The 20,579-nt window shown below is 52.6% G+C and carries 19 protein-coding genes and 3 pseudogenes; 13 read left to right on the forward strand and 9 right to left on the reverse strand.

The window, feature by feature from the left end; translation table 11 throughout:
* Nucleotides 1–61: 61 nt before the first annotated feature.
* From ACQGXV_RS24380 to ACQGXV_RS24395, 4 genes and pseudogenes are all read left to right on the forward strand, one after another.
* Nucleotides 62–982: pseudogene (locus tag ACQGXV_RS24380) on the forward strand (TonB-dependent siderophore receptor); the annotation flags it as partial.
* Nucleotides 983–1,016: 34 nt separating this feature from the next.
* Complete coding sequence (locus tag ACQGXV_RS24385; RefSeq protein WP_440862584.1) at nucleotides 1,017–1,382, forward strand: IS630 transposase-related protein; 366 nt, start codon at nucleotides 1,017–1,019, stop codon at nucleotides 1,380–1,382.
* A complete protein-coding gene (locus ACQGXV_RS24390; RefSeq protein ID WP_440862665.1) occupies nucleotides 1,306–1,839 on the forward strand; it encodes an IS630 family transposase in 534 nt (177 codons plus the stop codon). Before ACQGXV_RS24385 ends, ACQGXV_RS24390 begins: the two co-directional genes overlap by 77 nt.
* A gap of 22 nt (nucleotides 1,840–1,861) precedes the next feature.
* A pseudogene (locus ACQGXV_RS24395) lies at nucleotides 1,862–2,053 on the forward strand (hypothetical protein); the annotation flags it as partial.
* A 140-nt stretch (nucleotides 2,054–2,193) separates the two neighbouring features.
* Here ACQGXV_RS24395 and ACQGXV_RS24400 read toward each other — a convergent pair.
* The 5 genes and pseudogenes from ACQGXV_RS24400 to purM all read right to left on the reverse strand — a co-directional run bounded on the left by ACQGXV_RS24400 (nucleotide 2,194) and on the right by purM (nucleotide 6,554).
* The gene (locus ACQGXV_RS24400; RefSeq protein ID WP_440867586.1) at nucleotides 2,194–2,811 is read right to left on the reverse strand and encodes an IS630 family transposase; all 618 of its coding nucleotides are present in this window, start codon (nucleotides 2,809–2,811) and stop codon (nucleotides 2,194–2,196) included.
* Nucleotides 2,735–3,100, reverse strand: coding sequence for an IS630 transposase-related protein (locus ACQGXV_RS24405; RefSeq protein ID WP_440863338.1), 366 nt, complete (start codon nucleotides 3,098–3,100; stop codon nucleotides 2,735–2,737). Before ACQGXV_RS24405 ends, ACQGXV_RS24400 begins: the two co-directional genes overlap by 77 nt.
* Before the next feature lie 261 nt (nucleotides 3,101–3,361).
* Nucleotides 3,362–4,544, reverse strand: a pseudogene (locus ACQGXV_RS24410) (ABC transporter substrate-binding protein).
* Nucleotides 4,545–4,878: 334 nt separating this feature from the next.
* Entirely contained in the window at nucleotides 4,879–5,517 is a 639-nt protein-coding gene (gene purN, locus ACQGXV_RS24415) for a phosphoribosylglycinamide formyltransferase (RefSeq protein WP_440863458.1), read from the reverse strand.
* The gene (gene purM / locus ACQGXV_RS24420; RefSeq protein ID WP_440863460.1) at nucleotides 5,517–6,554 is read right to left on the reverse strand and encodes a phosphoribosylformylglycinamidine cyclo-ligase; all 1,038 of its coding nucleotides are present in this window, start codon (nucleotides 6,552–6,554) and stop codon (nucleotides 5,517–5,519) included. Before purM ends, purN begins: the two co-directional genes overlap by 1 nt.
* A gap of 318 nt (nucleotides 6,555–6,872) precedes the next feature.
* On the opposite strand from purM, the gene upp reads away from it, so the two are divergent.
* The 4 genes from upp (at nucleotide 6,873) to hda (ending at nucleotide 11,337) form a co-directional block, all read left to right on the forward strand.
* A complete protein-coding gene (gene upp, locus ACQGXV_RS24425; RefSeq protein ID WP_440863462.1) occupies nucleotides 6,873–7,499 on the forward strand; it encodes a uracil phosphoribosyltransferase in 627 nt (208 codons plus the stop codon).
* A 211-nt stretch (nucleotides 7,500–7,710) separates the two neighbouring features.
* A complete protein-coding gene (gene uraA, locus ACQGXV_RS24430; RefSeq protein ID WP_440863464.1) occupies nucleotides 7,711–9,009 on the forward strand; it encodes a uracil permease in 1,299 nt (432 codons plus the stop codon).
* 75 nt (nucleotides 9,010–9,084) lie between these two features.
* Nucleotides 9,085–10,023 (forward strand): tetratricopeptide repeat protein, encoded by a 939-nt coding sequence (locus ACQGXV_RS24435; RefSeq protein ID WP_440863465.1) that lies wholly within the window; start codon nucleotides 9,085–9,087, stop codon nucleotides 10,021–10,023.
* Nucleotides 10,024–10,629: 606 nt separating this feature from the next.
* Entirely contained in the window at nucleotides 10,630–11,337 is a 708-nt protein-coding gene (hda, locus tag ACQGXV_RS24440; RefSeq protein WP_440867587.1) for a DnaA inactivator Hda, read from the forward strand.
* On the opposite strand, the gene arsC is transcribed toward hda, so the two are convergent.
* The 4 genes from arsC to ACQGXV_RS24460 form a co-directional block, all read right to left on the reverse strand.
* Entirely contained in the window at nucleotides 11,332–11,688 is a 357-nt protein-coding gene (gene arsC, locus ACQGXV_RS24445; RefSeq protein WP_440863467.1) for an arsenate reductase (glutaredoxin), read from the reverse strand. The two genes, hda and arsC, sit on opposite strands and share 6 nt — an antisense overlap.
* A 20-nt stretch (nucleotides 11,689–11,708) precedes the next feature.
* Nucleotides 11,709–13,124 (reverse strand): beta-barrel assembly-enhancing protease, encoded by a 1,416-nt coding sequence (locus tag ACQGXV_RS24450; RefSeq protein WP_440867588.1) that lies wholly within the window; start codon nucleotides 13,122–13,124, stop codon nucleotides 11,709–11,711.
* A 320-nt stretch (nucleotides 13,125–13,444) separates the two neighbouring features.
* Nucleotides 13,445–13,912, reverse strand: coding sequence for a thioredoxin-dependent thiol peroxidase (gene bcp / locus ACQGXV_RS24455; protein WP_222159957.1), 468 nt, complete (start codon nucleotides 13,910–13,912; stop codon nucleotides 13,445–13,447).
* A 2-nt stretch (nucleotides 13,913–13,914) separates the two neighbouring features.
* A complete protein-coding gene (locus ACQGXV_RS24460) occupies nucleotides 13,915–14,520 on the reverse strand; it encodes a glycine cleavage system transcriptional repressor (RefSeq protein ID WP_440863469.1) in 606 nt (201 codons plus the stop codon).
* Nucleotides 14,521–14,707: 187 nt separating this feature from the next.
* Between ACQGXV_RS24460 and dapA the strand changes: the two genes are divergently transcribed.
* The 5 genes from dapA to ACQGXV_RS24485 all read left to right on the forward strand — a co-directional run bounded on the left by dapA (nucleotide 14,708) and on the right by ACQGXV_RS24485 (nucleotide 20,543).
* Nucleotides 14,708–15,586 carry a 4-hydroxy-tetrahydrodipicolinate synthase gene (gene dapA / locus ACQGXV_RS24465; RefSeq protein ID WP_440863470.1) on the forward strand — a complete coding sequence of 293 codons (879 nt, stop codon included), beginning with the start codon at nucleotides 14,708–14,710 and terminating at the stop codon, nucleotides 15,584–15,586.
* A gap of 16 nt (nucleotides 15,587–15,602) precedes the next feature.
* Complete coding sequence (gene bamC, locus ACQGXV_RS24470) at nucleotides 15,603–16,640, forward strand: outer membrane protein assembly factor BamC (RefSeq protein WP_440867589.1); 1,038 nt, start codon at nucleotides 15,603–15,605, stop codon at nucleotides 16,638–16,640.
* A 251-nt stretch (nucleotides 16,641–16,891) separates the two neighbouring features.
* Nucleotides 16,892–17,599 carry a phosphoribosylaminoimidazolesuccinocarboxamide synthase gene (purC, locus tag ACQGXV_RS24475; protein WP_440863472.1) on the forward strand — a complete coding sequence of 236 codons (708 nt, stop codon included), beginning with the start codon at nucleotides 16,892–16,894 and terminating at the stop codon, nucleotides 17,597–17,599.
* Between the two features lie 396 nt (nucleotides 17,600–17,995).
* On the forward strand, nucleotides 17,996–18,448 hold the full coding sequence (locus ACQGXV_RS24480; protein ID WP_440863474.1) for a DUF441 domain-containing protein: 453 nt from the start codon (nucleotides 17,996–17,998) through the stop codon (nucleotides 18,446–18,448).
* A gap of 13 nt (nucleotides 18,449–18,461) precedes the next feature.
* Entirely contained in the window at nucleotides 18,462–20,543 is a 2,082-nt protein-coding gene (locus ACQGXV_RS24485) for a tRNA(Met) cytidine acetyltransferase TmcA (RefSeq protein ID WP_440863476.1), read from the forward strand.
* Nucleotides 20,544–20,579: the final 36 nt, after the last annotated feature.

Consider the following 20,579-nt stretch of genomic DNA (forward strand, 5'->3'; position numbering starts at 1 on the left):
TCGATTTATTCAACAAAGCCTCACCGAAACACCCTTATTTCACTATTAAGCAACACGCTTAACGGCAGACGCACGCAGCCAGGCGCAAATCGTCCAACTGACCCTGAATGGCGACGTAGACTGGGGACGCATCAACCATCAACTGCTGTTTGGTGTTGATTATGAAGCCGATCGTACCTTCCGTGGCGACATGATCCGTGGCACAGCAACTTCAGGTTTCAACATTTACAACCCGGTCTACGGCACCCTGCCCGCCTCCACCACGGTCAGCGCCAAAGACAGCGACCAGCGTGAAAATATCGACAGCACCGGCTTTTTCGTGCAAGACACCCTGCGCCTGAACGAACGCTGGCAGTTGCTGGGCGGGTTACGCTACGACAGCTTTGATGTCATGGCAGGCAAAGGCCGCCCATTTGTCGCCAACACCGACGGTTCCTACCACCGCATTGTACCGCGCACCGGCGTTATCTACAGCCTGACACCGAACAGTTCGCTCTACGCCAGCTAAAGCGAATCGTTCAAAACCAATTCGTCTATTGCCACTCAAATCGGCGCACTTCCTCCTGAACTGGGCCATTCTTATGAAGTGGGCACCAAAATCGATCTGCCGGACCGTATCACCGCTAACCTGGCACTGTTCGATATTGTGAAACGTAACGTGATGGTGGATGAAACCATCGGCACTGAAACAGTGACACGCACCTCAGGCAAAGTGCGCTCGCAAGGTATTGAGCTGTATATGGCCGGTAAGCTCACCGATTCCCTGAGCCTGATCGGTAGCTACGCCTTTACTGATGCGCGCGTGGCGGCCGATCCGAAAAATAACGGTAACGAAATGACTAACGCCGCTCGCCACACTGCCGCGCTGTTCCTGACGCAAGATTTCGGGTCGCTTGGATGGCATGCCGGAGACGACCTGCGCGCAGGTGCCGGTGCACTCTACGTCGGTCGCCGTGCGGGAGATGCGGCCAACAGCTTCTATAGCTAAACGACTTAATTTTGATTACATTATTTAAATGAGCTATTCAATTGATTTTAGACGTAAAGTGATATCTACACGGAAAAACGAAGGGTTGAGTATCCGAGAAACAGCGAAGCAATTTCGGATTGGCCCTGCCTCTGTATCGCGTTGGATTAATCAAATAGAGTCAAAAGCATCGACCACGCGTCAGCGAAAGATCGATAAATCCGAGTTGATAAAAGATGTTGAACAATATCCAGATGCTTACCAAAAAGAACGTGCAGAGCGTTTTGGCGTTTGTCAGAAGGCCATTTGGCAAGCGCTTAAAAAGCTGGGATTGACCTATAAAAAAAACTCTACGTCATCCGAAAGCCGACGAAAACGCCCGGCAGGGATTTCAACAAAAAAAACAACAGTATGAAAAAGAAGGTAAACCTATTGTTTTTATTGATGAAAGTGGTTTTTCACACGATGCCCCACGGACTCACGGCTATTCCCCAAAAGGTCAACGGTGTTTTGGCCTGAAGAACTGGGGAGCTAGGGGAAGAACAAATGTTATCGGCGCTTTATTAGGCACAACGCTGTTTGCTATCGGATTATTTGATATCAATATTAACAGCGATGTTTTCTATGCCTGGGTCACACAAGTCCTTATCCCAGTACTCCCTAAAAACAGTGTAATCATGATGGACAATGCCACTTTTCACAAAAAACATAATATTCAACAAGTCATCATCGATGCAGGGTATATGGTGGAGTATTTGCCTACATATTCGCCAGATCTTAACCCAATTGAGCATAAATGGGCACAAGCAAAAAGCAAAAAAAGAGAGATGGGTTGCGATACAGAGAGTTTGTTCTCAGTCCATATGGTGTAATCAAAATTAAGTCGCTTGGCTATACCTCGATGATTACACCGTTGCTGACGCTTTTGTAGCCTATACCGTGCCGTTTAACTGCTACAAGGTGAAATGGCAGATGAACGTGAAGAACCTGTTTGATAAAACCTACTACCCGTCCAGCGGCAACAACCTGCGCGTGGCGGTGGGTGAACCACGTCAGGTACTGCTGCGTGCCAGCGTAGATTTTTAATCGCACCATGCCGCGCCCTTTGATCTTAACGATAAGGGCGCGGTCCTTTCCCCCCACATCCCCCGCAAACGGTGGTTCTGCGAACAAAAAGCGTGTTGCTTAATAATGAAATAAGGGTGTTTCGGTGATTGAAGTAAATTTTACGCTGTTCTGAGATGGAAATTCCAAAGACCGGCGCTAAGGAGTAAGAAGGTATAGCCAAGCGACTTAATTTTGATTACACCATATGGACTGAGAACAAACTCTCTGTATCGCAACCCATCTCTCTTTTTTTGCTTTTTGCTTTTTGCTTGTGCCCATTTATGCTCAATTGGGTTAAGATCTGGCGAATATGTAGGCAAATACTCCACCATATACCCTGCATCGATGATGACTTGTTGAATATTATGTTTTCTGTGAAAAGTGGCATTGTCCATCATGATTACACTGTTTTTAGGGAGTACTGGGATAAGGACTTGTGTGACCCAGGCATAGAAAACATCGCTGTTAATATTGATATCAAATAATCCGATAGCAAACAGCGTTGTGCCTAATAAAGCGCCGATAACATTTGTTCTTCCCCTAGCTCCCCAGTTCTTCAGGCCAAAACACCGTTGACCTTTTGGGGAATAGCCGTGAGTCCGTGGGGCATCGTGTGAAAAACCACTTTCATCAATAAAAACAATAGGTTTACCTTCTTTTTCATACTGTTGTTTTTTTTGTTGAAATCCCTGCCGGGCGTTTTCGTCGGCTTTCGGATGACGTAGAGTTTTTTTTATAGGTCAATCCCAGCTTTTTAAGCGCTTGCCAAATGGCCTTCTGACAAACGCCAAAACGCTCTGCACGTTCTTTTTGGTAAGCATCTGGATATTGTTCAACATCTTTTATCAACTCGGATTTATCGCTCTTTCGCTGACGCGTGGTCGATGCTTTTGACTCTATTTGATTAATCCAACGCGATACAGAGGCAGGGCCAATCCGAAATTGCTTCGCTGTTTCTCGGATACTCAACCCTTCGTTTTTCCGTGTAGATATCACTTTACGTCTAAAATCAATTGAATAGCTCATTTAAATAATGTAATCAAAATTAAGTCGTTTAGCTATAGCTGCTGTCTGTATCGGCGGCGGCGCGGTCAGATTGGGTGACCACGACGGTATAGCCAACCGACTTAAAAATGATTACAGCCGATGCCCTGATATGTGGCAAAGAAGCATAGCTGGCTGTTATCAAAATAATGTCGCTTAGCTATATCTTCCTGCGCGCTCGAGGAGGCAGCGTGCGAACCCAGTGGCAACAACGCGATAAGTGGCCAGCCGCGACGGATAAAATTAGCGTTCATGTGCGATGTGACTCCAGAATGTCCCTGAAAATTCAATAGGTAAGAATTGTTGGTAGAGTTGTTTTAAGGTGTCTTGCGGTTGCAGATCGGCAAACAGATCGGGGTAAAGCGCTTTGGCAAACATCTCCACCATCACCACGTGATACGGGCTTAGGTAGAAGTTGTGCCACATACTCCAGGCGCGCCCCTGCTGCACGGCACGCAGGTGTGAAAGAATGGGTTCGTGTTGTAGCAGGGTGGTAAAACTGTTTTGCGCTTGCTGATCGGAAACGTCCGGGCCCAGCATCAGCGTTGAAAACCGTTTTCCTTCTGGCCCCGCCATGCCGGTGGCGATGTAGACATCCGGGTTGGCTGCCAGCACTTTTTCCGGGTTGAGTTCACCGTAGACGCGCTGAATGCTGTCGGCCGCAATGTTATCGCCACCCGCAAAGGTTATAGCCAACCGACTTAAAAATGATTACAGCCGATGCCCTGATATGTGGCAAAGAAGCATAGCTGGCTGTTATCAAAATAATGTCGCTTAGCTATAACAGTTCACCGAGATTGCCACCGACCGCCGTGGTACAGCAGGTATCGCGGCGACCCAGATGCAGGTGCAACATCACGATAGGCTTTTGCCCGTGATAGTGTGCCAGTCGTTGCGAAATGGCATCCATATGCTGCTGATAAAACGCGCTGAACGCGTCAGCACGCTCCGTGCGGTTCAGCACCTCGCCAAGTAAACGGATGCTGGGCAGGGTGTTTTTCAACAGTTCGACGCGCAGATCGACATAAATCACCGGGATGCCTGCGCGTTCAAGCGTTTGCTGTAGCGCCTCATCTTCCGTCGAAGTTTTAGCCAGGCGCGGCAGGATGACCAGATCGGGCTTTAACGGCAGAATGGCTTCGGCATTCAGTGTGCGTGGACCGCCATCGCCAAGACGCGGGATCTGTGCAATGGCAGGAAACGCAGCGGTGTATTTTTCCCAGCTTTGCGCATCGTAACGCGCCAAATCTCCGGGCCAGCCTACCACTCGCTGTGCCGGGTTGCCGGGTTCTAACAACGCAAGGGTATAGAGCAAACGGCTTTCGCCAAGAAAAAGACGTGAAGGATTATCGGGAATCGCTACCTGGCGCCCCAGCAGGTCGGTAACGGTCTTTCCCCAGGCGGTGGTGTTCGCCAACAGCAGCATGACCAGTATAGCTAAGCGACATTATTTTGATAACAGCCAGCTATGCTTCTTTGCCACATATCAGGGCATCGGCTGTAATCATTTTTAAGTCGGTTGGCTATAACGCTTTGGTCAGGAATAACGCACGCATATTCGCCCTCTGCATAAAATCGAGCAGGGGAAGTTAATGAGTATGAGAGTGATTGTCAATAATGCTAAGGCGCGGAAAGTGCCACAAAAAGATAATGTTTTTTTATATCATTAAGATGGTAATAATTTTGTAAATAAAGTGTCGTTCAATGGGAACTTTCAGGGCGGCACGGTTCTACCGCCTGAACGTCAATGGAGATTTCCGCTATTCGGCAGCATAGCCGTGTTTGGGAATACGCACGCCGTCAAGCCAGGCTTCGCCCTCGCGCATTTTAAGACGCCCTTCTGCAAACCAGTTCACCACCAGTGGATAGATGGTGTGTTCCTGGGTTTGTACCCGAGCGGCGAGCACTTCTTCCGTATCATCACTAAACACCGGGACCTTTGCTTGCAGAATCAGAGGGCCGCCATCCAGTTCGTCAGTCACGAAGTGAACCGAGGTGCCATGTTCCTTATCGCCCTTTTCCAGCGCTTTACGGTGGGTGTGCAGGCCCGGGTACTTGGGCAGTAGGGAAGGGTGGATGTTCAGCATTTTGCCTGCAAACAGCGCAACGAACTCCGGGCTGAGGATGCGCATATAACCTGCCAGTACCACCAGGTCCGGCTGGTATTGCGCCATCTCTTCTGCCATTGCGGCGTCAAAGGCGGCTCGGTCAGCAAACCCTTGCGGGTCGATGACATGAGCCGGAATGTCGGCTTCTTGCGCCAGCACCAGACCATAGGCTTCTGGATTGTTGCTGAACACGGCAGCAATATTCGCTTTGACGCGCTTGCGCGCGCAGGCGTCAATCAACGCCTGCAAGTTGCTTCCTTGACCTGAGAGCAAGACAACGATGTTTTTCATTAATTAATGACCACTGCGTCTCCGGCGTTAGCGGGTTGAATAACGCCAATTTTCCATGCGGTTTCACCCTGGCTATTGAGGAATGCCACGGCTTCCTCTGCCTGTTCAGCAGGCAGTGCGATAATCATACCCACACCGCAGTTAAAAGTACGGTACATTTCGTGACGGCTGACGTTGCCCGTCTGTTGCAGCCAGTTGAACACGGCGGGCCACTGCCAGCTGGATTCATCAATGTTGGCTTGCATGCCTTCCGGCAACACGCGCGGGATATTTTCCCAGAAACCGCCACCGGTCAGGTGAGCAATCGCGTGGACATCCACTTTTTCAATCAGCGCCAGAATAGATTTGACGTAGATTTTGGTCGGGGCCAGCAGATGATCGGCCAACGATTTTCCTTCAAGCGTCGTCTGTTCCGGATCGGTTTTGCTTACCTCAAGAATCTTACGTACCAGCGAATAGCCGTTAGAGTGCGGGCAACTGGCTGCCAGTGCTATCAGGGTATCACCTGCCTGCACCTTACTTCCGTCGATGATCTCTGATTTTTCAACAACACCGACGCAAAAGCCCGCAACGTCGTAATCTTCACCGTGGTACATGCCGGGCATTTCAGCGGTTTCACCGCCGACCAGCGCACAGCCTGACTGCTTGCAGCCTTCGGCGATACCGGTGATCACGCTGGCGGCGGTATCGACATCCAGTTTCCCCGTGGCGTAGTAATCCAGAAAGAACAGCGGCTCGGCTCCTTGAACTAACAGGTCATTGACACACATGGCCACCACATCGATACCGATGGTGTCGTGGCGTTTCAGATCCATGGCAAGACGCAGCTTGGTGCCGACCCCGTCAGTACCGGAAACCAGAACTGGTTCACGGTATTTTTGGGGCAAGGCGCACAGGGCACCGAAACCGCCCAGACCGCCCATCACTTCAGGACGGCGGGTTTGTTTCACTACGCCTTTAATACGGTCTACCAATGCGTTACCAGCATCAATATCCACGCCTGCGTCTTTGTAGCTAAGAGAGGTTTTGTCGGTCACTGCGGAGTCCCCACGGAGAATACAATTGGTGGTGAGATAGCGAGCATATCCAGCCTGGTGGATCTACCCCTATCGAAGCGCGCTAATTCTAACAGCGAGAGCAATCGTTTGCGAGTGGTGTGTTGCCTGCTTTGCATTTTTCCTGTTCAATGAGAATTTCCCTGCCCGGTTGATCTGGATCAGGCTATAACCTGTAGCGCTTAAGCAAAAAAGCGGTATAATCCCGCGATTTTTTTTATGATGGGCTGCCATGTCCGCCCTCGGCGCACCGATTCTGCGTCGTGAGGATATCCGTCCACTTTCTATAGGGGGAATAGAATGAAGGTCGTCGAGGTTAAACACCCGCTCGTCAAACATAAGCTTGGCCTGATGCGTGAAAACGATATAAGTACAAAACGCTTTCGTGAACTGGCATCCGAAGTCGGCAGCTTATTGACCTATGAAGCCACGGCCGATCTGGTCACTGAAAAAGTGACTATCGAAGGCTGGTGCGGTCCGGTGGAAGTCGATCAGATCAAAGGCAAAAAAATTACTGTGGTGCCGATCCTGCGTGCCGGTCTGGGTATGATGGAAGGCGTACTGGAAAACGTACCGAGTGCGCGTATCAGCGTAGTGGGTATGTACCGCAATGAAGAGACGCTGGAGCCAGTGCCTTACTTCCAGAAGCTGATCTCCAACATTGATGAACGTATGGCGCTGGTGGTGGATCCCATGCTGGCAACCGGTGGTTCGATGATTGCCACTATCGATCTGCTGAAGAAAGCTGGTTGCCAGAGCATCAAGGTATTGGTGCTGGTGGCGTCACCGGAAGGGATTGCCGCGCTGGAAAAAGCGCACCCTGACGTTGAGCTGTATACCGCCTCGGTCGACAAAGGGCTCAACGAGCATGGCTACATCATGCCGGGTCTTGGTGACGCGGGCGATAAGCTCTTTGGTACTAAATAAGCCGTATCAGCCGACTGAGTAAGTCGGCTTTTTTTTGCGCCGGTTTCGCGGTGCAACGCGTATGACGGTTTTTCACTCATATTTCGCACGATTTTTATAATCAGCCTCGCTTCCCTACCCGGTGACGCAAGGGGGCGGCTGGGCTGTGATAACGATGCTGGACAAACCGGCTAACCACAACATCAAGTGACTTTTACAGAGGATATAAACGATGACTCGTCGCGCCATCGGGGTGAGTGAACGACCCCCCTTGCTACAAACAATCCCGCTGAGCTTCCAGCACCTGTTTGCCATGTTCGGCGCGACGGTGTTGGTGCCGATTCTGTTCAAAATCAACCCTGCGACCGTGCTGTTGTTCAACGGCATTGGCACGTTGCTCTATCTATTTATCTGTAAGGGCAAAATCCCGGCATATCTGGGCTCCAGTTTTGCTTTTATTTCTCCGGTACTGTTGCTGCTGCCGCTGGGATATGAAGTGGCGCTGGGCGGCTTTATCATGTGCGGCGTGCTGTTTTGCGTGGTGGCGCTGATTGTGCAACGCGCTGGCACTGGCTGGCTGGATGTGATTTTCCCCCCAGCGGCGATGGGGGCGATTGTTGCGGTCATCGGTCTGGAATTGGCCGGGGTTGCCGCGGGCATGGCCGGTCTGCTGCCTGCGGACGGCGTGTCAGTGGATAGCAAAACCGTGATTATTTCGCTGGTGACCTTAGGCGTTACCGTGCTGGGCTCTGTGTTGTTTCGTGGTTTTCTGGCTATCATTCCGATCCTGATCGGCGTGCTGGTGGGTTATGGCTTATCGTTTGCCATGGGCGTTGTGGATTTCGCGCCTATCGCTCAGGCGCACTGGTTTGCACTGCCGACCTTCTATTCGCCGCGCTTTGAGTGTTTTGCGATTCTGACCATTCTACCTGCGGCGTTGGTGGTGATTGCAGAGCACGTGGGTCACCTGGTGGTTACCGCCAATATCGTGAAAAAAGATCTGATGCGCGATCCTGGCTTGCACCGCTCGATGTTTGCCAACGGTCTTTCTACCATGATCTCCGGTTTCTTCGGTTCTACGCCGAATACCACTTACGGCGAAAATATTGGTGTGCTGGCCATCACCAAGGTCTACAGCACCTGGGTGATTGGCGGTGCGGCAATACTCGCCATTCTGCTCTCCTGCGTGGGCAAGCTGGCGGCCGCGATTCAGGCGGTGCCGGTGCCGGTCATGGGCGGTGTTTCTCTGCTGCTGTACGGTGTAATCGGTGCTTCCGGTATTCGTGTGCTTATCGAATCCAAAGTGGATTACAACAAGGCACAAAACCTGATTCTGACCTCGGTTATCCTGATCATTGGGGTGAGCGGGGCGAAAGTGCATCTGGGTGCTGCTGAATTGAAAGGCATGGCGTTAGCCACCGTGGTGGGCATTGCGTTAAGCCTGCTGTTCGCGCTGATCAACCGCTTCAGAAGCGAAGAAGTGGTGCTGGATGCCGCTGATGATGCCGAGGAGACCTCGCGCGCGTCATAAATTTCGCATTGCTCTGGTTTCCGGGGATGGTATTATCCCCGGAAACAGAAAAAATATGGCAAGGGATTGTTAATCATGAAGAAAACAACGTTGGCGTTGTTACTGGGTTTCTCGTGCTCTGCTTTTGCCCAAGAGGCTGATGACGCCGATCGTCTCGAACAGCAGGATAACGCGGCGCTGACCGCCCTCACCGATTTGGCTAAACGTCAGGACCCTTATGCACTCTCTGTATTAGGATTTGTCTACGAGTTTGGCGTTTCCGTTCCCAAAAATATCCAACAGGCTATCGACTATTATCAGCAAGCCTGCGCGCTGAGTGGCGATTATGGTTGTTATAACGCCGGGTATTTTTATCAATATGGCATCGGCGTGCCGCAGGATAACGCCCGGGCCAGCCAACTGCTGGAAAAGATTAACGCCGCAGATATTGATATCAAAATCGCCAGCAAGCTTGGGCACACCGTCTATGAAGCCAAAGCAAAGGCGGAAACCGATGCGGAGATGCGTGCGCCGATCCTGAAATATGTTTCCCGTTACTTAAATACGGCCGATGACCAAACGCGCCGCATATTCAGCCTCCTCGGTTTGAGCAAAAGCGACACGTTACGGCTAGCAAAGCGTTGGGCGCAGCAAGGCGATCCCAAAGTCAATTTCTACGCCGGCCATTTCTATAATTTTGGTTACTCCTCGATCAAAGATAAAGACGTTGAGGCGATACGCTGGTTTCGCCGCGCGGCAGAGGGCGGCGAACCGGAATCGCAGAATATTCTCGCGTTGGCTTACCTTAAAGGACGCTGGGGTGTGGATAAGGCACCGCAAGAGGCTGTCGTTTGGTTTGAACGTGCTGCGCAGCAGGGTAATAACGATGCGATTATCAATCTGGCCGAAATGTATTACACCGGCGAAGAGATTCGCGTTGATTATGATAAGGCGCTGAGATTATTCACTGAGGCTGATGAGAAAGGCGCATCGCGGGCGGCAAGATATCTTTCCTGGATCTACTACAATGGCTAAGGTGTCACCACTGACTGCCTGAAAGCCTGGGAGTACCGCAGTCGGGGACGTAGTGACGAGACGAAGTCCAGGTATACGGCGCACTGCGTTAACGATAGCCGTGCGCGTCAGGAAAATCGTCAGACATTGCCCGCATTGGTATTGAAAGATGAATCGACCTTTTTCGGCGGCAACGGTGGTGCATTCAAATGTGAAAATCACTTTGTTGTCGACACCGACAAAATCGGTGAAGTGGCTGATCTGCGGGTGACGGTGACGTTAACCAACACCGAGGGCGTAAGCGGGAAATTCACGCTGGCGTTTGCGACGTTTGGTATGAACACGATGAATGAAAACCTGAGTGGTCGGGAATACAGCTCCTTTCGTTCATCCACCTTGCTTGCACAAAAGACCAATGATTTTTGCCAGCGCGGTGATGTGACTTTTCGATCAATGCGGCAACGGCACGGATTAACGGACAGGAAAAAGACCTGCTGGCGGCGGGTGCTATCAAGCCCTATATCAAAAACGCCGGATAATCAGGCCGAGAGCCCGGTTGATGTACTATCAACAGGGCTCGCTTTCTGTGGTAAACTCAGTCCGTTTTCCCGCCGAATTGAACATGAGGTGCTTCTGAACACGCCGGCACAGCTTTCACTGCCACTTTCTTTGCCTGATGACGAAACCTTTGCCAGTTTCTACCCGGGAGAAAACGCGTCACTTCTGGCTGCCCTTCACAACGTGTTGCAACAAGAGCACGGTAGCTATATGTACTTCTGGTCGCGGGAAGGGGGAGGGCGCAGCCATCTGCTGCATGCCGCCTGTGCAGCGTTATCACGTCAGGGCGATGCGGCGGGCTATGTGCCGTTAGACAAACGCGCCTATTTTGTGCCTGAAGTCCTTGACGGCATGGAGCAACTCGCGCTGGTCTGTATCGACAATATCGAATCCATTGCGGGCGATAATGCCTGGGAAATGGCGATGTTCAACCTCTACAACCGCATTCAGGAAGGGGGGCACACCCGGCTGTTGATCACCGGCGATCGCCCACCGCGTCAGCTTAATTTGCATCTGCCTGATTTGGCCTCTCGTCTGGATTGGGGACAGATTTATAAGTTGCAGCCGCTCTCTGATGAAGAGAAAGGCGAGGCGTTACAGTTGCGCGCTCGCCTGCGTGGCTTTGAACTGCCGGAAGACGTGAGCCGCTTTTTGCTAAAGCGGCTCGATCGCGAAATGCGCACGCTGTTTATGACGCTCGATCAGCTCGATCACGCCTCGATTACCGCCCAGCGTAAACTGACTATCCCCTTCGTCAAAGAGATTCTGGGGCTATAACAGCTCCAGCACTTGCTCCGGTGGGCGGCCGATACGAGCCCGCTCACCGTTGACCACAATTGGGCGCTCCATCAGCTTGGGGTGTTCAACCAGTGCCGCAATCAGCTGTGTTTCACTCAGCGTTGCATCCGACAGATTTAATTCGCGGTACAGATCTTCTTTCTGGCGCATTAATTCACGTGCGCTGCTAAAGCCTAACTGTGATAACAGTTGGCGAACCTGTGCGGCATCCAGTGGTGTATCCAGATAGAGCACCACGCGCGGCGTAACGCCGTGTTGCTGCAACAGCGCCAGCGTTTCACGGCTTTTGGAGCAGCGCGGGTTGTGATAAATAACGATATCGTGGGACATGGGCTGTTCCTTGCGGTATATCAAGATTTCTCAAACTGACGGAAACGTTGCTGTAACTGGCGTAACTGGTCAATGCGGGCATCATAGCGCGCCTGCTCCAGGCTGCCGAGTTTACTCAGCGAACTGGCATTGCTGAACAGCCCGATGGCCTGATCCAATTTTCCGGATAACGCCAGCTCCTCTCCGCGCGCGGCAAGCTCTTCGGCGCGCATGCCCTGTGCGGCGGAGGCCTGCGCCAGCAGCGACCAGCCGTTGGGATCGCCCGGATTGGCGTAGGTATAACGATAAAGCAGGCGGCTGGCTGCGGCGGCCTGACCGCCTGTGACATAGGCGTTTGCCAGGTTCAATTGCAGTACCGGGTTGTTCTGGGCACCCGGCGCTTTTTGTAAGCGCGCGATGGCCAGTGCGGCTTTATTTTGCGCCAACTCGATATCCGTCATCAGATCGAGAAACCAGGGGCTTTCCGGGGTTTTATCCAGCAGCGGCTGAAGCACGGCGCGGGCATAGTCATATTTCTTCTCTTCATACGCGCGCACCGCTTTTCCGTACTGTGCGGCAAGCTGCTCGCGCACATTGCCTTTTAGCCAGTTATCAATGGTCTCATCAGCGGTGGCCTTATACGCGGTGCTGTACATTGTCAGTGCGCGCATCTTGGCAAACAGAAAATCCTGTGAGGATTGGGTCGGCGCCGGGCGCATCTGGTTGGCACGGTTACGGGCATCGGCCAGACGGCTCTCCGGCAACGGGTGGGTCAACAGCATTTCCGGCGGTTTAGTGGCATAGCGTGATTGATCGGCCAGTTTTTGCATAAAGTTAGGCATAGCCTGTGGATCAAACCTGGCCCGCTGCAACACTTGCAGACCAATACGATCGGCTTCCTGTTCGTTGGACTGCGTGAAGCTGATAATTCCCTGTTGCGCGCCCGCCAACGTGCCGCTCAGTGCGGTCATACCCACCTGCGGGTTTGCCATTGCTAGCAGAATAGAACCCAATGCACCCACCCAGGTTAATGGGGCGCTGCGCTGTTGTGATTCCATGGCGCGCGCCAGATGGCGTTGAGTGACGTGCGAGATTTCATGCGCCAGCACCGAGGCCAGTTCGCTTTCATTTTCCGCGTAGCGGAACAAGGCAGAATGGATGACCACATTGCCACCGAAGAAGGCAAAGGCGTTCAGCTCATCGTTGCGAATAATGAAGAAGTGAAAAGGCGTGCGTACTGAGTTGGCGCTTTTTACTAACCGTTGGCCCAGTTGGTTGATGTATTGTACCAGCAGACGATCGTCAATCAGCGGTGCACCACCGCGCATTTGCCGCAGGTAGAAGTCACCCATGGCAATTTCTTGATTGATACTGAGAGTACCGCCCGCAGTGGTTCCCATATCGGGAAGCTGATCCTGCATATCTGCAACCACGGGAGCCGCGACGCCGCCCAACATTGCGCTGAACAGCAGCGCAGTCAGGGTTTTCTTTACTCTCAATCCACGCAGAAACGTCTTGTCTGCCGGAGGGCTAATGCGAGGACGTTCAGCACCTAACCAATTGAAGACCATGAATGGGACCTTCTCGACTGCACGGTAAAAGCGATTAACGCCTATCTTAGCCAGCGCGGAGGGAGCATGCAAAGTGGAATGCGGGAAAAGTGCAGCATAACAGCGCACCGTGCAAAAAATAGCATGCACAAGGTTGCGCGCAACATAAATCAGAGTAACGCAAAAACACCACACCTTAACAGTGTCGGTGGATACCTGACACGCTATCAGGCGCTCTTCAGATAGTTCAGTACGATATCGTGGTGATCGCTGGTTTTGAAATCATCAAACACGTGCGCCACTTTACCGTCTTCACCAATCAAAAAGCTGATACGGTGAATACCGTCGTAGGTTTTTCCCATGAATGTCTTTTCGCCCCACACGCCGAAGGCTTGTGAGATCTGATGATCTTCGTCGGACAACAACGTAAAGTTCAGCAACTCTTTTTCCGCAAAGCGAGACAGTTTTTCCGGTTTGTCGGTGCTGATACCCAGTACTTCCACGCCATGTTTCTTCAGATCGTCCATGTTGTCGCGCAAACCGCAGGCTTGCACGGTACATCCCGGCGTCATCGCTTTAGGGTAAAAATAGACCAACACTTTTTGTCCCTGGAAGTCGGTTAAATTTACTTGTTCGCCATCCTGGTCGGGCAAGCTAAATTTCGGTGCGGTATCACCGGCTTTCAGTGTGTTCATCACTACTCTCCATCTTTCTCTTCATGCTGTGGATAGTTCACGACGCTAATACTGCCTTGTGCGTGCAGTTCTGTACATAGCTGATGAAAGGCTGGCTCAATAATTGCGCCATTTAGCGTTTCAGGGCTGTGTGCAGTGATTTGAATATATAGCGTTGACGGATGTCCGCTGGTGGCGTGCTGCGTTTTTGAAACCAGCTCCGCAATGTTCATGTGATGGGCGTCAAACAGCGCGGTAAAGCGTTCAATGATATGCGGGGAATCTGCCAGTTCAACCTTGACCCACACCGTCGAGGGCATTGGTGGGCGAGCCTGAGACTCCGTACGCTTCATCACGATCAACAATTCCATTTCTGCCCCTTTGAGCGGCAGCGTGGATTCGATAAGCGTGATGGCGTTCCAACTTCCCGACAGCAGCATGATGAACGTGAACTCTTTGCCCAGCATCGCAAGACGACTATCTTCAATGTTACAGCCACAGCTACTGACGTGACGTGTGATGGCGTTCACAATCCCGGGACGATCGACGCCGAGGGCGGTGATAACCAGAGAGTGTTCTTGTTGGCTCGGCAAAATCTTGCTTCCTCTGCATCGGGTTGAGAGTAACATGGTAAACACAAAAAATTGTCTGGGGCAATTTTGAGTTTGTTCTGCGTGCGTTTTCCCGCGCCGCCGTCAGTCGCGGCATGCAGAAAGAAAAAAACCGCATGTCAGACGCCGACAACGCGGTTGCACGCTTGCTTTTGCAGTGAAGTCAAAAGTACCATGAAGAACTTGTTTTTGGAGGGGATGGCGAATGTTTACGGGAAGTATTGTTGCACTGGTAACGCCGATGGACGACAACGGTGCCTTCGATCGTGCAAGCTTAAAAAAACTTGTTGATTATCATGTTGATAGCGGTACCGCGGCGATAGTGTCCGTCGGAACCACCGGAGAGTCTGCCACGTTGAGCCATGATGAACACGGCGACGTGGTGATGATGACGCTGGAACTGGCAGACGGACGTATCCCGGTGATCGCGGGCACGGGTGCTAATGCAACGTCGGAAGCCATCTCTCTGACCAAACGCTTTCACGGTACGGGCGTGGTGGGCTGCCTGACGGTAACCCCTTACTACAACCGCCCAACGCAGGAAGGGTTGTTCCAGCATTTTAAAGCGATCGCTGAGCACACCGATTTACCGCAGATTCTGTATAACGTACCCTCGCGTACCGGTTGTGACATGCTGCCGGAAACCATCGCCCGTCTTTCCGAAGTAAAAAATATTGTTGCGGTGAAAGAAGCCACCGGGAACTTAAGTCGTGTGAGTCAGATCCAAGAGTTGGTTGATGATAAATTCATTTTGCTGAGCGGTGATGACGCCAGCAGTCTGGATTTTATGCAACTCGGTGGTCGCGGCGTGATTTCCGTGACGGCGAACATTGTAGCACGGGAAATGGCGCAGCTGTGCGCCCTGGCTGCACAAGGTGATTTCGCTGCGGCGCGCCGTTTGAATCAGCGCCTGATGCCACTGCATCAGAAATTATTTGTTGAACCTAATCCGATCCCTGTGAAATGGGCATGCAAGGCATTAGGATTGATGGCGACCGATACGCTTCGCTTGCCGATGACGCCGCTGACTGACGCCGGTCGGGCAGTGATGGAGCGCGCATTGAAGCAAGCTGGTTTGCAGTAACCCTTAGGGAGATTTGATGACTTCTTCAGTGCAAAAGTCCATGGTGGCAAAAGTGGTTGGTTTGTCGCTGGTTATGCTGTTAGCAGCCTGTTCCAGCGATCAGCGTCACAAACGTCAGGTCAGCGGCGATGAGTCGTATTTGAAAGCGCCACAACCGAGGACGTTAGTGGCACCGGCAGGAATGATCCTTCCGGTGCAAAATGGGGATTACGAGATCCCGGCAGCCGCATCAACCGGTGAACTGGGTAAAGCGTTAGATATTCGTCCTCCTCTCCAGCCATTGGCGTTGTTAAGCGGATCGCGCACGCAAATTTCCGGTGATACGGCTACCTTGCTGATCGAAAACAGCGCGCAGGCGAACCGTTTGTGGCCGCAGGTGGTGCAGATCATTCAGGACAAGGGCTATGTGATTGCCAGCCGTCAGGATGCCTCGCAGACGCTGACCACCGATTGGATCTTCTGGCCGCGAGACGATGAAAGTGTGCCGTACCGCGCACGTTATCAGATCTCCGTTCAACCTCAAGGGTATCAGGTCGCGGTTGTGGTGAAACTGCTCGGCCTTGAAGTGCAAAATACGCCAGTGGCAGAAGCGCTTCAGGTGCAACGTTATACCAGCCTGATGGCCAATGCTCTGTCAGATGCGTTGGAGAAACAGGCGGCTGCGCGTGAGAATGCGCAGGTCAATCGTGCCGTTGGTACGCTGGACGTACTGAGCGGTGCGGATGATAGCGGCCTGCCGTTGCTGGTGGTGCGTGGTCCTTATTCGGTGGTCTGGGATCGACTTCCTGCGGCGCTGGAAAAAGTCGGCATGAAAGTGAACGATCGCAGCCGTCCGCAAGGCTCTATCGCGGTGACCTACAAGGCACCGGGCAGCAGCACTTGGGAACGTCTGGGGGCGAAAGACCCTGAATTGGCCAACGGCGATTATAAATTGCAGGTTGGCGATCTGGGTAACCGCAGTACGTTGCAGTTTATCTACGCGAAAGGGCATACGCTCAGCCAGTCGAAAAACGACGCGCTCGTCGCCGTCTTCCAGGCGGCTCTCAGTCACTAAAAAGAAGGGCCGGTCATATCCGGCCCTTCTTTATTCGGCCCGGCGCATGCCGGTATTTTGTTATATATACCCTAAATAATTCGCGTTGCAGGAAGGTGGCAAGGGAGTGAATCCCGATGAGCTTACTCAGGTAAGTGATTCGAGTGAGTGAGCGAAGCCAACGCACCTGCAACGTGAATTATTTAGGGTATATCAGTATTAAATCATCGGGCCCGTTGTCGGTGGCCCACAACTGTGTGGAGTAATAAAAGATGCAAAAGCTAGCTGAGTTGTATCGCGGAAAAGCGAAAACGGTCTACACCACTGAAGATCCCGATCTGTTGGTGCTGGAGTTTCGCAATGATACGTCAGCCGGTGATGGCGCGCGCATTGAACAGTTTGATCGTAAAGGCATGGTGAACAACAAGTTCAACCATTTCATCATGAGTAAACTGGAAGAGGCGGGCATCCCGACGCAAATGGTCAAGTTGCTGTCCGACAACGAAGTGCTGGTGAAAAAACTGGAGATGGTACCGGTAGAGTGCGTGGTACGTAACCGTGCGGCTGGTTCTTTGGTGAAACGCCTGGGTGTGGAAGAGGGCATTACCCTGAACCCGCCGCTGTTTGACCTGTTCCTTAAAAATGATGCCCTGCACGATCCGATGGTGAACGAGTCTTACTGCAAAACCTTCGGTTGGGTGAATGAAACCCACCTGGCGCGCATGAAAGCATTGAGCTACAAAGCCAACGAGGTGCTGAGCAAGCTGTTTGATGACGCTGGCTTGATTCTGGTGGATTTCAAACTGGAATTCGGCTTGTTCAAAGGTGAAGTGGTGCTGGGTGATGAGTTCTCTCCGGACGGCAGCCGCCTGTGGGACAAGCAAACCCTGAACAAGATGGACAAAGACCGTTTCCGTCAAAGTCTGGGTGGTTTGATTGAAGCCTATGAAGAAGTTGCACACCGCCTTGGCGTAAAATAGGACTAAACGCGCAATCGTTTTCGTGTTAAGCGTTGCGTGCGTGCCGTTGCCTGCCATTATCTGCGTTAAGCGGAGAATGGCCGTTTACCCTTACCAATGTGAGTATTGTGCTAATTAGCCGTACCAAAACAATGCTATCATCTGAGTCTTGAATGAAACCGTTATCTTGATTTCAGCATGGCAGGAAACCCGGCTTTGTTGAATAATTTAACCGTTTGATTTACATCTTCTTTAGTTAGAATGCATTTACAGAGAATGTATTTTGTTAGAACGACAAATCAAATAGTTAGCACAATAAAAAGCATTCCGAGAGGAAAAATTAGTCGTTGAAATTTTATAATGCTTATATAAATCAGTATCTTAAATTATTCAACAAAGCCAGGAAACCCCTTCCTCATGACTTCTTTCGATCCCACGCTTCTGATCCTGCTTGGCCTTGCGGGACTTGGTATTATCAGCCACAACATGACGGTCACCTGGGCGATGTTGGCGCTGCTGGCGGTACGCTTGACGCCGCTCAATGGGTATTTCCCGTTGGTGGAAAAATATGGATTGAGCATCGGGATACTGATTTTGACCATCGGCGTGATGGCCCCGATAGCCAGTGCGAAAATCAGCGCCCATGACTTCTTTCAAGCATTCCTCAACTGGAAATCGCTGGTAGCGATTGCGGTGGGCGTTGCGGTTTCCTGGCTCGGTGGCCGCGGTGTTTCTCTGATGAGCAATCAACCTTCCGTGGTGTCGGGATTGCTGATTGGCACTGTGGCTGGTGTCGCGTTATTCCGCGGCGTGCCGGTGGGCCCATTGATTGCGGCAGGTCTGCTCTCGTTGTTGATTGGCAAATCCTGAGAGCAGTATTGGCATGTCTGAGCTCCTCACCCCAAACCTGCTCAGTGCTGACGCGAACGGCGACCCTACGCTGTTGCGGCATGTCGGTGTGCGCCGCCTGCTGGTTGTCAGCGGCGAGGCAAATTGGGTGCAAAGGCAGGCGGAAGCGCTGTGCCGACAGGCACCGGGGGATTGGCTTTGGCTGGGGGGCATGCAACCTGACAGCATACCCTTTAGTAAAGCGCGAAGGCTGCTGGGCCAGGAGTATCAGCATGCTGTCTTTGATGCCCGCATCGGACTAGATGTGGAAGCGCTGGCGATCGTGGCTGGCACGTTGCGTGCAGGCAGTTGGCTACTGTTGCTGGTCCCGCCCTGGCAGGCGTGGGCACAACAGCCCGATGCCGATAGTTTGCGCTGGAGTGAGCAATCGCAGGCGATAGCCACACCGAATTTCATTACGCATTTTCAGCAACAACTGCTGGCGAATGAGGAAATCACGCTGTGGCGGCAGGGGGAAGAGGGCGCTATAAAACCGCTGGCTCCTCGTGCACCGTGGCACCCTGCCAGCGGTGATCCAACTCCACAGCAGCAGGCATTGCTGACCCGTCTACAGACTGCGGCACCGGGCGTCTATGTGATTACCGCTGCGCGTGGGCGCGGTAAATCGACGTTGGCGGGGATGCTGGCCGCGCAGTGTTCTGGCGTCTGTTGGACGACATCACCTTCCCGCGATACTGCCGTTCAGTTGCTGCAATACGCTGGGGCTGAATTGCCGTTTTACTCCCCGGATGCCTTGCTCGCACATTGCCAATCGTCATCTGCGCCACAGCTCGACTGGCTGTTGATTGATGAGGCGGCGGCGATCCCTGCGCCAGAGTTGCAGGCGCTGGTAAGCTACTTCCCTCGCGTATTGATGCTCACTACGGTGCAAGGGTATGAAGGCACTGGGCGTGGTTTTTTGCTGAAATTTTGTGCCTCGCTGCCACAGTGCGACATGCTGACGTTGGATCAACCACTGCGCTGGGCCGCAGACGATCCGCTGGAGCGTTTTCTGGATCATGCTCTGCTTTTTCGTGACACGGTTACCGATGTCGATACCCTGAATCTGGGGGATGCGAGAGTGCCTGCTGTCGTGACGAAATGTCTGACGACAGCGTGGTTGAGCGAACCGGCAGGTTTGCATTGGTATTATGCCTTGTTGTGCAGCGCGCATTACCGCACCTCACCGCTTGATTTGCGGCGCTTGCTGGATGCGCCCGGCATGCATCTCTACGGTGCTCAACGGGGCGAGGCGCTGTGCGGTGTAGCCTGGTGGGTTGATGAAGGCGGTCTGTCACCCGCGTTAGCGCACGAGGTGTGGGCGGGTCGTCGTCGCACACGCGGCAATCTGGTGGCACAATCATTGGCAGCGCACGGTGATGAGTGGCAAGCCCCGTGTTTACGTTCGCGGCGTATCAGCCGTATTGCGGTTGTCGCAGAGCAGCGGCGCAGTGGGGTTGGTCATGCACTGATTGCCGCACAACGAGACACCGCGAGCGATGAGGGTATTGATTTTCTGTCAGTCAGCTTTGGCTATCAGCCTGATCTGTGGGCGTTCTGGCAGGCCTGCGGGTTTCAACTGGTGCGCATTGGCAGCCATCGCGAGGCGAGCAGTGGCTGCTATAGCGCGATGGCGGTTTTGCCTATTAGTGAAGCAGGCCGGCAACTGGTCAGTCGCGCCGAACGGCGTCTTGCTCAGGAATGGACAGCCTTGCGTCGCATTATCCCTCTGGCACTGCCGTTGCAACTACCGGTATCCGATCGTTCTATACTCGATGACACCGAGTGGCGCAGTCTGTCCGGGTTCGCTTTTGCACATCGTGGCATGGAGCCTACCTTTGCCGCGTTGACCTACCTGCTGGCACGCTCCGGGCTGCCGCTGCCTGCGTTGCGTTTGCTCGATGCCTATCCGCACGATCCAGAGCGTGGGGTGACGCGGTTTTCATTAAGCGGTAAAAAAGCGCTGTTACAACGCTGGCGTGAGGAGACGGCTCAGGCTCTTGCCGAGCTTGATGCAGCAACCTGTGCGCGTTGGCAACGCTGGACGCAACCGGGTGGTTTCAGATTGAATAAATAAATGCCTTGGCGGAATGGACCTGTCTGCCGGCATACG

This window comes from Symbiopectobacterium purcellii (assembly GCF_052050035.1).
GTDB lineage: Bacteria > Pseudomonadota > Gammaproteobacteria > Enterobacterales > Enterobacteriaceae > Symbiopectobacterium > Symbiopectobacterium purcellii_A.

Excerpts from the sequence above, each read along its gene's own strand:
- purN (WP_440863458.1), bottom strand. The coding sequence starts at position 5,517 with ATGAAAAACATCGTTGTCTTGCTCTCAGGTCAAGGAAGCAACTTGCAG.
- ACQGXV_RS24480 (WP_440863474.1), top strand. The coding sequence starts at position 17,996 with ATGACTTCTTTCGATCCCACGCTTCTGATCCTGCTTGGCCTTGCGGGA.
- ACQGXV_RS24485 (WP_440863476.1), top strand. The coding sequence starts at position 18,462 with ATGTCTGAGCTCCTCACCCCAAACCTGCTCAGTGCTGACGCGAACGGC.
- arsC (WP_440863467.1), bottom strand. The coding sequence starts at position 11,688 with ATGTCCCACGATATCGTTATTTATCACAACCCGCGCTGCTCCAAAAGC.
- upp (WP_440863462.1), top strand. The coding sequence starts at position 6,873 with ATGAAGGTCGTCGAGGTTAAACACCCGCTCGTCAAACATAAGCTTGGC.
- bcp (WP_222159957.1), bottom strand. The coding sequence starts at position 13,912 with ATGAACACACTGAAAGCCGGTGATACCGCACCGAAATTTAGCTTGCCC.
- uraA (WP_440863464.1), top strand. The coding sequence starts at position 7,711 with ATGACTCGTCGCGCCATCGGGGTGAGTGAACGACCCCCCTTGCTACAA.
- ACQGXV_RS24385 (WP_440862584.1), top strand. The coding sequence starts at position 1,017 with ATGAGCTATTCAATTGATTTTAGACGTAAAGTGATATCTACACGGAAA.
- ACQGXV_RS24405 (WP_440863338.1), bottom strand. The coding sequence starts at position 3,100 with ATGAGCTATTCAATTGATTTTAGACGTAAAGTGATATCTACACGGAAA.
- ACQGXV_RS24460 (WP_440863469.1), bottom strand. The coding sequence starts at position 14,520 with ATGTTACTCTCAACCCGATGCAGAGGAAGCAAGATTTTGCCGAGCCAA.
- purC (WP_440863472.1), top strand. The coding sequence starts at position 16,892 with ATGCAAAAGCTAGCTGAGTTGTATCGCGGAAAAGCGAAAACGGTCTAC.
- ACQGXV_RS24450 (WP_440867588.1), bottom strand. The coding sequence starts at position 13,124 with ATGTTGGGCGGCGTCGCGGCTCCCGTGGTTGCAGATATGCAGGATCAG.
- bamC (WP_440867589.1), top strand. The coding sequence starts at position 15,603 with ATGACTTCTTCAGTGCAAAAGTCCATGGTGGCAAAAGTGGTTGGTTTG.
- dapA (WP_440863470.1), top strand. The coding sequence starts at position 14,708 with ATGTTTACGGGAAGTATTGTTGCACTGGTAACGCCGATGGACGACAAC.
- ACQGXV_RS24435 (WP_440863465.1), top strand. The coding sequence starts at position 9,085 with ATGAAGAAAACAACGTTGGCGTTGTTACTGGGTTTCTCGTGCTCTGCT.